This window comes from Tateyamaria omphalii (assembly GCF_019802125.1).
GTDB lineage: Bacteria > Pseudomonadota > Alphaproteobacteria > Rhodobacterales > Rhodobacteraceae > Tateyamaria > Tateyamaria omphalii_B.
Genome location: NZ_JAHVHT010000002.1, coordinates 308952 through 321361 on the forward strand (window position 1 = coordinate 308952; position 12410 = coordinate 321361).

General features: G+C 59.7%; 12 protein-coding genes. 4 read left to right on the top strand and 8 right to left on the bottom strand.

From position 1 onward, the window contains the following. Nucleotides 1-35: 35 nt before the first annotated feature. Together KUV51_RS10475 and regB are read right to left on the bottom strand one after the other, a co-directional pair. Nucleotides 36-1556 (bottom strand): PAS-domain containing protein, encoded by a 1521-nt coding sequence (locus tag KUV51_RS10475; RefSeq protein WP_261385769.1) that lies wholly within the window; start codon nucleotides 1554-1556, stop codon nucleotides 36-38. Between the two features lie 85 nt (nucleotides 1557-1641). Beyond that, nucleotides 1642-3039, bottom strand: coding sequence for a sensor histidine kinase RegB (gene regB, locus KUV51_RS10480; RefSeq protein ID WP_222521578.1), 1398 nt, complete (start codon nucleotides 3037-3039; stop codon nucleotides 1642-1644). Nucleotides 3040-3114: 75 nt separating this feature from the next. Here regB and KUV51_RS10485 point away from each other — a divergent pair, with 75 nt between their 5' ends. Continuing rightward, nucleotides 3115-3735, top strand: a complete 621-nt coding sequence (locus tag KUV51_RS10485) for an SCO family protein (protein ID WP_222521579.1) — start codon at nucleotides 3115-3117, stop codon at nucleotides 3733-3735. A gap of 84 nt (nucleotides 3736-3819) precedes the next feature. Continuing rightward, nucleotides 3820-4374 carry an ActR/PrrA/RegA family redox response regulator transcription factor gene (locus KUV51_RS10490; protein ID WP_222521580.1) on the top strand — a complete coding sequence of 185 codons (555 nt, stop codon included), beginning with the start codon at nucleotides 3820-3822 and terminating at the stop codon, nucleotides 4372-4374. Between the two features lie 298 nt (nucleotides 4375-4672). On the opposite strand, the gene KUV51_RS10495 is transcribed toward KUV51_RS10490, so the two are convergent. From KUV51_RS10495 to KUV51_RS10505, 3 genes are all read right to left on the bottom strand, one after another. After that, nucleotides 4673-5158 carry a GNAT family N-acetyltransferase gene (locus KUV51_RS10495; protein WP_222521581.1) on the bottom strand — a complete coding sequence of 162 codons (486 nt, stop codon included), beginning with the start codon at nucleotides 5156-5158 and terminating at the stop codon, nucleotides 4673-4675. A gap of 127 nt (nucleotides 5159-5285) precedes the next feature. Then, nucleotides 5286-5771, bottom strand: coding sequence for a GNAT family N-acetyltransferase (locus KUV51_RS10500; protein ID WP_222521582.1), 486 nt, complete (start codon nucleotides 5769-5771; stop codon nucleotides 5286-5288). Next, the gene (locus KUV51_RS10505; RefSeq protein WP_222521583.1) at nucleotides 5768-6364 is read right to left on the bottom strand and encodes an HD domain-containing protein; all 597 of its coding nucleotides are present in this window, start codon (nucleotides 6362-6364) and stop codon (nucleotides 5768-5770) included. The genes KUV51_RS10500 and KUV51_RS10505 overlap by 4 nt, the downstream gene beginning before the upstream one ends. A 95-nt stretch (nucleotides 6365-6459) precedes the next feature. On the opposite strand from KUV51_RS10505, the gene KUV51_RS10510 reads away from it, so the two are divergent. Together KUV51_RS10510 and ahcY are read left to right on the top strand one after the other, a co-directional pair. After that, on the top strand, nucleotides 6460-6831 hold the full coding sequence (locus KUV51_RS10510; protein ID WP_222521584.1) for an S-adenosyl-L-homocysteine hydrolase: 372 nt from the start codon (nucleotides 6460-6462) through the stop codon (nucleotides 6829-6831). An 89-nt stretch (nucleotides 6832-6920) separates the two neighbouring features. Next, nucleotides 6921-8306: an adenosylhomocysteinase gene (gene ahcY / locus KUV51_RS10515; protein ID WP_222521585.1), complete on the top strand. Its 1386-nt coding sequence runs from the start codon at nucleotides 6921-6923 to the stop codon at nucleotides 8304-8306. Nucleotides 8307-8375: 69 nt separating this feature from the next. Here the strand turns inward: ahcY and KUV51_RS10520 are convergent, their stop codons facing one another. The 3 genes from KUV51_RS10520 to KUV51_RS10530 form a co-directional block, all read right to left on the bottom strand. After that, on the bottom strand, nucleotides 8376-9467 hold the full coding sequence (locus tag KUV51_RS10520) for a polysaccharide biosynthesis/export family protein (protein WP_261385771.1): 1092 nt from the start codon (nucleotides 9465-9467) through the stop codon (nucleotides 8376-8378). A 163-nt stretch (nucleotides 9468-9630) separates the two neighbouring features. After that, a complete protein-coding gene (locus tag KUV51_RS10525; protein ID WP_222521586.1) occupies nucleotides 9631-11103 on the bottom strand; it encodes a heme biosynthesis protein HemY in 1473 nt (490 codons plus the stop codon). Between the two features lie 11 nt (nucleotides 11104-11114). Next, nucleotides 11115-12395 (bottom strand): COG4223 family protein, encoded by a 1281-nt coding sequence (locus tag KUV51_RS10530; protein WP_222521587.1) that lies wholly within the window; start codon nucleotides 12393-12395, stop codon nucleotides 11115-11117. Nucleotides 12396-12410 lie beyond the last annotated feature (15 nt).

Here is a 12410-nt window from a genome sequence, read left to right on the forward strand (position 1 = left end):
CTACCGCCATTGCCTGCCGCTGCAAGTTGGAATGGTCAGGTCATGGCTTTGACGGTGCGGCCCGATACATGCTGAGCCTCACTGAACCTGATAAGTGTCGCACCCGCCGATATGGGTGATACATGCGCCCGGATCGGCCCCTTGTCGATGTGTTTTAAATCCACGTCCCAAGCGGCCCGTTCGCCACACTTCATCACGTAGTCGCGCATGTCTCCCCATGCCGGATCCGGCGCGCATTTTTCCTGCCATGCCTTCAGGCTGTCGACGATCGTCACGTCCGCAAAACTGTTGTCAGGGTCCAACATCCACATTTCGCGATACGCGGCGTTGCAGAACGTAAGTACCCCAGCAGAAGAGAAGACCACCAAGGCATCTTCGAAAGTGTCCATCAAAGATTGCCCCAATTCCAACTCGGCGCGGAAGTTGCGGGTGAGAGAGATTTCGGCAGTGATATCCTCGATCAAAAAGGCGATGGCGCCATCTGGATGTGGGCGACCGCTGACGCGATAGGTGTGTCCTGTGTCCAGGTTCCACGTCTCGTGATAGCTGCCATGCGATGCGGCATTGATCATTTCCGAGATTTCCTGCCGCCATGATCCATAGTTCTTGGGTTCGGGCATCACACGGTTGTCGCGCAGGCGATCAAAAAAGGACAGCATGTCGGGCCGTCCGCTCAGGAACTCCGCGGGCAACGAGGTCAGGTCAACCAAGGCCGGGTTGAACAGTGCCAGTTGCCCATTGCGGTCAAAGATCGCCAATCCGATGGACAATTGCGCAAAAGTCTTTGCCAGTGTCTGAACAAAATTGCGCTGGGCGACCTCGGCCTGAATGACGGCATTGATGTCCACCGCATGAAAGACGGTTGTATCGCCCACTTCAGTCGCGGTGACGTTGTACCACTCCGTGGTCCCGTTTCTATCCATCTTCACCGGCACCCGGATCGAGGACCGTCCGGTCACATCGCTGGGCGTGAAATGGAAGACCTCTTCCTGATCGTCGCCATCCGTCCTGCCGACCGCCGCTTGCAATGTCTTGTACGCCGTATTGCGCCAACAAATTGTCTTGGCGTCGTCCACCAGCCAGATCGGATACGGAGCTTCTGTTGCGGCCAGCCGCAAGGTGTCCAGTTCGAACTGGATCACCTTCAGCTTGTGTTCTGCATCGGGATCAGCCGCTGTCTTGTCGTCAATTTCGACCCGCGTCATCTCTGCTTCGCGGTGCAGGTGCAAGACAGCATTATCTCCACTGCTTGCCGCCCGCAGTGTGAGCGTTTCGATGCTCGGCAGATCGTCGTGATCGGGGAGACCGGGAAAACGTCCACCCAATCCAAGCCGCAGCGCTTGCCAATCTGTTGCACCGGGCTGTCGTTGCATGGTCGTTTGCGCCTGCGGCGTTGCATGCTGGAGGTCGGCACCTTCAAACAACAGCTCTATGCCCTCCATCGGGTGCTGTTGTGCGTAGGCCTCCGACCTGGATGTGCGTCGCAAGTACAAAGTACCCGCTGCCACCGCGCATAGGGCAGAGCCAACAACGACAATCAGTTCCAGCACTGCCATCACGCGACCTTTCGCCACCTGACGACACTATTGAGTAATGATGGTTAACGCAGGCTTAACACATGTCTCGAAAACCGTGATGCCGTCAGGTTCTGATTGGTTCATTTCGGCCGATAGCCACTGCGTTCTTTCCATGGCGTGCATCCACGATTTCACGCGGCCAGGTCACCTCCACAATCGCACCAATATGCGTGTCGCTGGGGGCCCATGCACCATAAGGGTCAACACCATTGGCAAAGGTCAGCTCGGCTCCTGATCGTTCGAGCAGCGTCTTCGCGATGAACAGACCCAGGCCCATCCCTTCATATTCCGGACGTTGCGCTTTTTCCGTCGGGGTTTTGCGCCGCCGGACGAAAGGATCGCCGATGCGACCCAAAAGCTGTGGTGGAAACCCCCGTCCGTCATCCATGATCCTGATCGTGATCTCTGAATCAGTCCAATGTGCTTCGATCCAGACAGTAGAGCGTGCGAAATCCACCGCATTCTGGACGAGGTTGCGCAGACCGTGAATGATCTCCGGCTGCCGCAGGATCGCTGGTTGGTCGATCTCGTTCCCGGCATCGGGGTCGTGCGTATACTCCACCGCCTTGCCGCGATGCGTGTGCGGTTCCGCCGCTTCCTGCACGACGGTCATCAAGGGCGCTTGCCGCAGATGCAGGTCATCCTTCCCGGCCCGGCCCATGTCGCGCAGGATGTCACGGCAGCGGTCCGCTTGTTCCCGGATCAGGGCAGCATCCTCTTTCAACTCGGGTCGGTCATCCAGTTCTTCGATCAGTTCGGCACTGGTCAGCTTGATGGTGGCCAAAGGCGTGCCCAACTCATGCGCGGCCGCAGCCACGACGCCGCCCAGATCGGTGAGCTTCTGTTCACGTGACAGCGCAAGTTGCGTGGCGGACAGGGCGTCAGACATCGAGTGAATCTCGGACGTCACCCTGCGGGAATAGAGACCGATGAAGCAGATCGCGATCACCAGCGCGATCCAGTTGCCGAACACGAAAAGATCCGGGATGCGCAGGATGAACCCCTGTTGTGTGCGCAGGGGCAGATGGTATTCGGACAAGATCGTCACGATCACAATGGCCGTCGCGCCCACGAGCAAGGTAGACCGCGTCGTCAGCACCGCAGCCGAGATGGTGACGGGCCCAAGCAGCAACAGCGCGAACGGGTTGTGAAGACCCCCGGTCAGGAACAGAAGAAAGCCCAATTGCAGGACGTCGAAGAGGACCATCATCAGGTTCTCGCCTTCGTTCAGGCGTTTGTTTTCCGGAAAAACGAAGATGGCGATCAGGTTGCCGATCACGGACACACCAACTGCGAGATAGCAGAGCCCCAATTCCAACTGCAGGCCGTAGAGCCGCTGCGCGACGGTCAACGCCACGAGTTGCCCGACGATGGCAACCCAGCGCAGAAGGATCATCGTGCGCAGGCGAATCCAGTTCGATCTTTGCTGGCCGGTGAGCAGGCCAAAGTCAGGTTGCGCCATTGTGTCACTTCTTCGTTTATTGAACTCGGTCAACGGATTGTTAGCTAGGGTACAACCCTAGCCCGGAGCCCTCACATGACCCGCATCATCGCACCCGTTGCCGCCCTTGTCGCCGCCCTTTTTCTTGGCGGGATCTGGTGGGTCACGCAATCGGGTGGTGAGGACGGGCAGTTCGCCCAGTGCAACTCTACGCAAATCGCAGGCGATGGAAACGGGATTGGCGGCCCGTTTGAACTGGTCAATGCCGAAGGGCAGACCGTGACGGATCAGGATGTGATCACCGAGCCGAGCCTGATCTACTTCGGATACACGTTCTGCCCCGATGTCTGCCCGTTGGACACCGCACGCAACGCCGAAGCGGTGGATGTTTTGGCCGAACGCGGCATGTCGGTCACGCCCGTCTTCATCACGGTCGATCCCGAACGCGATACGCCCGAGATTGTCGGCGACTTCGCCTACAACCTGCATGAAAAAATGATTGGGCTGACCGGGTCGCTGGAGCAGACGGATGCGGCGAGCAAGACGTACCGGACCTACTACAAAGCACACGACAAGTCGGACGAATTTTACCTCGTCGACCATTCGACCTTTACCTACCTCGTCCTGCCAGAGCATGGATTCGTTGAGTTTTTCCGCCGTGATATCAATGCAGAAACGATGGCGGATCGTGTTGCTTGCTTCGTCGAAAACGCCTGATAATGCCGGAAGAATTTGACCCCGCTGGCTGCGCGCGCCATATTCCGCTTTAGCCAGAAAAATAAGCGGGAACTGGAGAATTCGATGGCCGAAGCGGCACTGCGGGACTTGGGCGCGGACAAATCGCTCTTGTTGGTTGACGACGACGAGCCCTTTCTGCGGCGGCTGGCCAAGGCCATGGAAAAACGCGGATTCGAGATCGAAACAGCAGACAGCGTGACCGCTGGCAAAGCCATCGCAACCGCTCGTCCACCTGCATATGCCGTGGTCGATCTGCGACTGGAAGACGGCAACGGATTGGATGTGGTCGAGGTCCTGCGCGACAAGCGGCCCGACTCGCGGGTGGTGGTTTTAACCGGCTACGGCGCCATTGCGACCGCCGTGGCGGCAGTCAAGATCGGGGCGACCGACTACCTGTCGAAGCCAGCGGATGCGACGGACATCACCAACGCGTTGCTTGCAACGGGCGACGACCTGCCCCCGCCGCCGGAGAACCCGATGAGCGCCGACCGGGTGCGTTGGGAGCATATTCAGCGCGTCTATGAACTGTGCGATCGCAACGTGTCTGAGACGGCGCGGCGGCTAAACATGCACCGCCGGACGTTGCAGCGCATTCTGGCGAAGCGTTCGCCGCGTTGAGAGGCCAGAGGGGGGCTGTCTGCCCCCCGGCCTGCGGCCTCCCCCCGAGGATTTTTTTTGAAACAGAGAAGAGGTGGACCGGTACTTCTGGTCCATCCGACAGTTTTCAATTTCTGAAATCTGTGATCGAAATCCGCCCTGTCACCCCCCGTGCAGCATGCGTACACCCCCTGTGCACCCCCATCGTGATGGTGGGGTAAGCTTTTGTTAACGCTTTAGCCCCGCATCTCGGAGCCACCGACACCCAAGACTCTATTCACTCTGCCCGCGCGATTTGGTCGCCATACGACGCCTTTGCTCATGGCTCAGCGACCATCGGTTGTATGCGACCCCATTGCGTGTCCTGCGGTGGCCCTGACGGTTTGAAGCCCAGCTTCTTGTAGACTGCGATGGCCCGCATGTTGTCCGGGTGGGGGTCAGTTGCGATAACGGGCACGCCGCTGTCGAAGAGACGCTGCATCCTCTGACCGATGAACGCAGTGCCGTGTCCGACACCGATCATTGTCGGGTCACCGATGAATTGATCGATCCCGCGCGCGCCATGGGGAAGGTGCGCAAAGTGATGATCCTCCCAACCGTGCACGGTGTAGTCCTGCATGAAGGCAAATGGACGGTCGTCTACGCTCACGATCCAGCGTGACGCACGCTGATCGCCGATGTCAGTTTCATCATAAGCATCGTCTGAATCCCACCATTCCCGGACGTGCGGCTGGTTCTGCCATCCCAAAAGCATAGGCAAATCATCCGCCGTCAGTGCGCGGAAGTCATATCTTCGGTCACCCACCATTCCAGCAGTCTAGCATATCGGCTTGTGGCGGGTATCGACCCAAAGCGGCCCTTGCCTGAACAGCTGCAACCACAAGCCCGGCGATGGATCATCGGATTGCTGAGGCCGCCGATGTGCTTCGGCATCAAAGGTCGTAGCGCTTGAGGATCTTGTCCACAATCTGGCCGTTCGCCATCTCGTACCCGTCGATCCGACCATAATCCTGGAAGCCGCGGGATTGGTAGTAGATCAGCCCGCCCTCGTTGTCGGCGCGGATGTTGGCGTTGATCCAGACGTAGCCGATGTTCTTGGCCGCCTTGCGGGTCGCATCGAACAGCTTGGACCCGATCCCGAGGCCGGTCTGGCCCATCTGGACAAAGGTCGCAATTTCAGCCGCCTCTGGTGGAAGGTAGTCGGCGCTTTCGATCCATTGGAAGCCTACGACCTGTTCACCCTCGTTCACGGCCACATGCCACGCGGCGCGCCCGTCATTGGCCGCCATCCAGTCGGCGAGGTCGCCGCCGGACACTTTCTTGGTCAGTGCTGTGGTCCCACCCTTGTCGATGATGGCATTCAACAGGGATGCCATGGAGGTGGCATCAAGCGCGATGGCGGGGCGGACGTTGATCATGCGCAATCCTCAAGCAAAGTGGCGTGGCGCGCTGTGAAAGCATTGCGTGTCTCGACCGGGGGACGCAGGACGATCTGCAAGCCATCGATCATGCTGGCGTCCGGTTTGCCAAAGAATTTGCTTGCCTCGGCTTCGGTGAAACCGGCAATTTGCGTGGCTTCCATCCAGGCGCTGATCCGGTCGGCTTTCTTGATCTGGCGCTTGATGGTTTGCGGCACCTTGGCGGGCAGGCCGAAGCGTATGTGCACCGCCGCCTCCAGCCGTTCGTCCAACACCTTGTAGTCTGGTCCGACCGCGGCCTTGACCGGTGAAATCATGTCGCCAATCACGTATTCCGGCGCGTCATGCAACAGCGCCGCGAGCCTCCATTTCGGGGGTGCAGTGGGCGCGATCCGGCCAAAAAGCGTCTCTACCAAGAGGGAATGCTCGGCCACGGAGTAGGCGTAGTCCCCTGCCGTCTGCCCATTCCAGCGCGCGACAAAGGCAAGGCCATGGGCGATGTCTTCGATCTCGATATCCATGGGGGTCGGGTCCAGCAGGTCGAGCCTGCGGCCCGACAACATGCGCTGCCATGCTCGGGGTTGTTTTGCCATTTCTGCCTCCGCTGTGACCATTGTCCTAGCGCAGCTGTGCAAGGTGGGAAAGCGATTGTGCGGGAACAAAAGCCTGCGGTGCACGTTGGTAAAACATGAGACACGCACTCAAAACCCTTGTTCTGACGACCCTTGCACCCTTTGTGACGGCGACGGCTGCCCTTGCCTCACCCGTCTGCATGGATGCGGTAGAAATGGAAGCGGCGCTTATCGACTGGTACGGCGAGACACCTGTTCCGGGGGCATGGGCCGCCGATCAGCAGCTTTGGGCGTCAGAAGCCACCGGCACCTGGACATTGATGCAGCTTGAGGCGGATGACCGCGCCTGCGTTCTGAGCCAAGGTGAGGATTGGGCGCCCAACGACGATCCTATCGTCGCCTTTGAGCGCCTTTTGCGCGACAAAGGGGATGCAGCGCCCGCCGAAGCGCTTGCCTTTCTGGATCTTCTTACATCCGACGCTTCCTGACTCTGACAAGCAACGTTCCGATGCGATGATTGCCCCTGACGGGGGTCAGTGCTATCTGCGCGACAGCCCGATTTGAAAGGACAAAACGGATGTCGCAGGATTACGTCGTCAAGGATATTGCCCTGGCCGATTATGGCCGCAAGGAACTGGATATCGCAGAAACCGAAATGCCGGGCCTGATGGCGTGCCGGGCGGAGTATGGCGAAAGCAAACCGCTCGCAGGTGCGCGCATTGTCGGTTCGCTTCACATGACGATCCAGACCGCTGTTCTGATCGAAACGCTGGTGGCGTTGGGTGCCGAAGTGCGCTGGGCGTCGTGCAACATTTTCTCGACCCAGGATCACGCTGCTGCGGCCATTGCGGCCGGTGGTGTGCCTGTGTTTGCGATCAAGGGTCAGTCGCTGGAAGAGCATTGGGACTACCTTGACCGGTCGTTCCAGTTTGCGGACGGGCCGAACATGATCCTCGATGACGGGGGCGATGCGACGCTTTACATCCTGCTGGGTGCGCGGGCCGAGGCGGGGGAAGAAATCATTCCTGTGCCGACATCCGAGGAAGAGACGGTTATCAAGGCGCAGATCGCCAAGCGGATGGAGCAGAGCCCTGGCTGGTTCACGAAGATGCGTGATCAGATCAAAGGCGTGTCTGAAGAGACGACAACCGGCGTGCACCGTCTGTATGAGCTGGTGAAGAACGGGCAGCTTCCTTTCCCTGCGATCAATGTGAACGACTCGGTCACCAAGTCGAAGTTCGACAACAAGTATGGCTGTAAGGAATCGCTGGTCGACGGCATTCGCCGCGCCACCGACACCATGATGGCGGGCAAGGTTGCCGTTGTGATGGGGTATGGCGACGTCGGCAAAGGCTCGGCTGCGTCCCTGCGCGGTGCGGGTGCGCGGGTGAAGGTGACCGAGGTCGATCCGATCTGCGCGCTGCAGGCGGCGATGGACGGGTTCGAGGTTGTTCTGCTGGAAGAGAACCTTGACGCTGACATCTTCATCACCACCACCGGCAACAAGGACGTGATCCGCATCGAGCATATGCGCGAGATGAAGGACATGGCCATCGTCGGCAACATCGGCCACTTCGACAACGAGATTCAGGTGGCTGCCCTGAAGAACCACAAGTGGACCAACATCAAGGAACAGGTGGACATGATCGAGATGCCCTCGGGCAACCGTATCATCCTGCTGTCCGAGGGTCGGTTGTTGAACCTTGGCAATGCCACCGGTCACCCATCCTTTGTGATGTCGGCGTCCTTCACCAACCAGGTGCTGGCTCAGATCGAGCTTTGGACCCGGAACGAGCATTACGAGAACGACGTCTACATCCTGCCCAAGCATCTGGATGAGAAAGTGGCCCGTCTGCATTTGGATCGGATCGGCGTGAAGCTGACGCAGATGGATCCGGAACAAGCGGCTTACATCGGCGTGGCTCCCGAAGGGCCGTTCAAGCCGGAACACTACCGCTACTAAGCAAAAAAGGCGGGGTAAATCCCCGCCCAATCGACTACTGAGAGGCCGCGCTTTTGCGCGGCCTTTCTTTTAGCTTCCGTCCAGAGAGTTGCCGACACCGACAACCGATCCGATCAGGCCGAAGATGGTGCGGACCGAGTTGATCGGGCTTTCTGTGGCAAGAACAAGATCGCCTGGGTTGATGTTGAATTTGCGCGCGGCAAAGAGCGAGTCAGCCGATGTCAGGTCGATGGCAAACACCACTTGTGTTTTCACCGGGCCAGACCCGTCTGCGCGCAAGTCCTGGCGAGTGTAGTCGCGCAAGATCAGGACGCCTTTTGGATTGCCGCGTGTATCGTTCAAACCGTTGACCAGAGCGAGCGCTTCGACTGCATTGATGCGCTCTTGGGTAAAGGGCACGATGGTTTCCGTACCGGTGGCACCGAGAGCGACAAAGTACCGTTCGTCCTCTTCCACGATGATCTGGTCGCCACCGCGCAAGATCACATTGGCCGATGGGCGCTTGAACAGATCACCGGCACGAATGCCATAGGACTCACCGCTGCGGATCACGCGCACCAGAGGGTTCTGCAGGGACGAAGAAATCCCGCCCGCGTTGGAAATCAGGCTGAGGATGGAAAAGTTCCTGTTCGGCAGCGGATACGTTCCGGGGGCATTGAACCCGCCGACAGCATCGACGGAGTTGTCGGGGCCCGAGGTGACGGCCAACTGCACCTGTGGATCGGGAATAACGGCGCGCAACTGCTCTTCGATGCTGCGCCGCGCTGCGTCAGGGGTTGCACCGCTGACCCGTACCTCGTCGATATAGGGGACAAAGATGGAGCCGGAGGGTGATACGACGATACCGTCCAGCACGACGTTTTGCTGTTGAACACCGGTAAGAAGCGAATTTTCCTGGTTGTCCCAGATCACCAGATCGATGCTGTCACCCGGGCGGATGACGTTGGATTTTGGCCCGGGATTGCGGGTGAACCAGTGATAGTGCCCTTCCCAACCCGTGGCAGGCCAGGTGGCAAGTTGCGCGACATTGTCCCGCGTGATCGGAACAACCGAGAATGCTGCGTCTTCGTTGTTCTGGCTGCGGATAACCTCGCCTTCAATGGCGGCGCCGCGGGGCAGTGCGCAGGCTGTGACTGTCGCGAGAATGAATAAAGACGCCAACAAGCGAATTGGGTAATGCAAAGATCTGTCCCCCTGAGCCGTTTACGGCATCATGTTGCAGAATGGTCTAGCCGGAAATGACGGCGGCACACACAAGAAATTTCGTTTACGGGCGGTCAATCGCCTAGAACGTTGCCCAATGACAATAGCAATGACCGTTAATTCAGCTGTTTTTTGGGGCTGGATTCCCCATATCCTCCGCTTCAATCACGTCACTGTCATCGACGACCGCAACTGCACCATCATCGTCGGATTTCTGTGGCGCACCGATCAGCAGTGGCAGCATCTCACTGCCGCCCGGCAGGGTCAGTTCGGCATTCGGTGGCCGTTTCCATGACAGCGTGTCGAAGGCGCCGCAATTGCTGCAGGTCGGTGCCCAGGCGGGCATGATGTTCTGGCAATTGTCGCAGACCCATTGCGGACCGCGCGGGGCTGTGACCGCTCGGGCGAGCCACCCCTGTACAACAGCGTCGCTTGCCCCCTCGCCCCGTTCAATGGCTGCCATCAGCGTCAGGGATCGGGTCGTTGGATCGGTTTCGGCCAGATCGCTCAGCGCACGACGGGCGGCTGGAAAGTCCTCGGCCGCGATGTGCAGCTCGCTCAGCAGCATCTTGGTTTCGGGGTGGTCCGGCTTGGTCTTGGTCAGCGCCGTGAAACGCTTGAGCCGGTCTGTCGATGTCTCTTCGGGCTCAATCTCGGCAAAGGCGGCGGCGACATCGGGGTGCGGTTGTGCATCCCATGCTTTTTTCAGAACGCGGGTCGCGTAGCGTTTCTGGCCTTTTTCGATGTACCCTTGGGCCGCCATGACAGCGGCCGGGATCAGGTCGGGGGACAGGCGGTTCGCCTCGATCGCGGCCTCGCGTGCTTCAATCGTTTCGTCGGCTTCCAGCACCTTGCGCGCTTCGCTCAGCGCCAGCACGGCATCGCGGCGTTTGTGTACATCGCGGGGCAGGTTTCCGTGTTTCAGCTTGGCGCTCAACGTGGCGCGGGCGCCGGTCCAGTCTTCCTTGTCGGCTTGCAGCTTCAGCAGGATGTCTTGCGTCTCTTCATGCTTGGGTTTGATGGCAAATGCCTTTTCGGCCAGTTGCAGGGCCGTGTCCGTGTCTCCATCCGCCAGCTTCTGCTTCATGATGCCGCGCACGCCGACAAAGCGTGTTGCATCGTTTGTCACCAGCTTGCGGTACGTCTCCTCCGCCTTTTTCCGGTCGCCCGCCATTTCAGCAGCCTGAGCCGTCAGCAGATTGGTCAGTTCGGGCCGGTCGAGGTAACGATCCGCTTTTTCCGCCTTTGCCAGAGCGGTTCGGGCCTCTCCTGAGGCCAACGCCATCATCCCCTCGGCCAGCGCATCGAACCCCTTCGCGTATTTGCGACGCTCGAAATACCGCGAGATGGCGGTGTCGTCGCCGTTCAGGAAGTGCCAGACGGCGATTACCAGACCGAGCAGCTTCAGGAACACCCAGACTGCAAGGATCAGCGCCACGAGGGCAATAACGGATTGCAAGGGGCCAAGGGTGTATTCCTTGCCCGCCACGACGATCTGAATGCCGCCCTCGCTTTCCAGAAGCCAACCGGCGCCCAAGGCCAGGGCCGCAACCGCGACCACGAAAATGATGATTTTTACCAATGACCAGATCATAAAAGGCCCCTTCAGAGTGCCGACAGGCGTTGCGCCAATGCGTTTGCGGCCGTGACCGCGTCTTGACGCAGTCGCGCCTGTTCCAACCATGACCCAAGGGCCTCTTTCGCCGCATCGGGCAAAGCCTCTGCCTCTGCCAAGGCATCGCCCAAGCGGCCGTCGCGCGTCGCTGCTTCGATACGGGACAGTACGGCATCGGGGTCGGACCCCTCTTGCGGCAGGATTGACCTCGTTCCCAGCTGACGTTCGAAGAAGGCCCCGAGACCCCCGGACCCATCGGCCGCACGTGCCGCTGCCAGCGCAGAGCGCGCAGCATCTGCCGCGGTCGCTTGCAGTTCGGACAGGGGTTGAACGCCATCTGCGGCAGCTGTGCGCAAAACGTCCGGAATGTCCGTCACACCGGCTTGCTCCAAATCGCCAAGGGCGGCAGCAAAGGGTCCGCCATTGTCCACCGCCGCCATCACACGGTTCACAGCCGCGCGTGCCAGTGTTGCCGATGCCGCTGCATCGGCGTTTTCACGAGCCAGCCGCGCATCCGAGAGCAGCCGGTCAATTTCTTCCTGTTGGATTGCCGCTGTTGCGCGCAGGTCTGCAAGTGCCGCGTCAATGGCATCATCCGGAACAACGACGGCCGAGGATGGACGATCCTGCAACCCCTCGATGCGGCCCGCCAGGTCGGCGATTTGCTGTTCCAGTGGGCCGAGGTCCGTGGGCTCGGCAGAGGGTTGATCCTGTATTTGCGTGCGCAGCAGGCCAAGATCGGCGGTCGTTTCGTCCAGCTGTGCAGTCAGATCCGCGACCCTGTCGTTCAATTCGGTGACCAGTTCGGGATCAGCCGTAGCTCTGGGTGGAAAGATCGGGTCAAGGATGTCGGTGCGCCCCGCAATGAATCCGGCGAGCGCGGTGATGATCCCGGCAAACACTAGCGGCAAGGCACTGCGGCGTTCGGGCTGGGGTTGCGGCGGCGGTGGCGTAACCACACTTTCAGGCTCAGGCTCAGGCTCAGGCTCAGGCTCAGGCTCAGGCTCAGGCTCAGGCTCAGGCTCAGGCTCAGGCTCAGGCTCAGGCTCAGGCTCGGCTTGGACTATAGGTTCATCCTGAATGCTCGCGTCGTTGGTCGCGGTCTTTGGATCAACCTCTTCGGCTTCAAGATCGATCACCTCGGTTGCGGCCACGTCGGGCGACAGCTCTGTACCTGGCGCCGCGTCTTCGGCCTTCGGATCGGCAGCGTCGGTGGATTTTGCTGCCGTGTCTTTCTGGGGGCCCTTTTCCGGACTTTTGCGTTTGGCCAAGGAACTCCCCTTCCG

Coding starts and splice junctions, on each gene's coding strand:
- KUV51_RS10475 (WP_261385769.1), bottom strand. CDS start 1,556: ATGGCAGTGCTGGAACTGATTGTCGTTGTTGGCTCTGCCCTATGCGCG.
- regB (WP_222521578.1), bottom strand. CDS start 3,039: ATGGCGCAACCTGACTTTGGCCTGCTCACCGGCCAGCAAAGATCGAAC.
- KUV51_RS10485 (WP_222521579.1), top strand. CDS start 3,115: ATGACCCGCATCATCGCACCCGTTGCCGCCCTTGTCGCCGCCCTTTTT.
- KUV51_RS10490 (WP_222521580.1), top strand. CDS start 3,820: ATGGCCGAAGCGGCACTGCGGGACTTGGGCGCGGACAAATCGCTCTTG.
- KUV51_RS10500 (WP_222521582.1), bottom strand. CDS start 5,771: ATGATCAACGTCCGCCCCGCCATCGCGCTTGATGCCACCTCCATGGCA.
- KUV51_RS10505 (WP_222521583.1), bottom strand. CDS start 6,364: ATGGCAAAACAACCCCGAGCATGGCAGCGCATGTTGTCGGGCCGCAGG.
- KUV51_RS10510 (WP_222521584.1), top strand. CDS start 6,460: ATGAGACACGCACTCAAAACCCTTGTTCTGACGACCCTTGCACCCTTT.
- ahcY (WP_222521585.1), top strand. CDS start 6,921: ATGTCGCAGGATTACGTCGTCAAGGATATTGCCCTGGCCGATTATGGC.
- KUV51_RS10525 (WP_222521586.1), bottom strand. CDS start 11,103: ATGATCTGGTCATTGGTAAAAATCATCATTTTCGTGGTCGCGGTTGCG.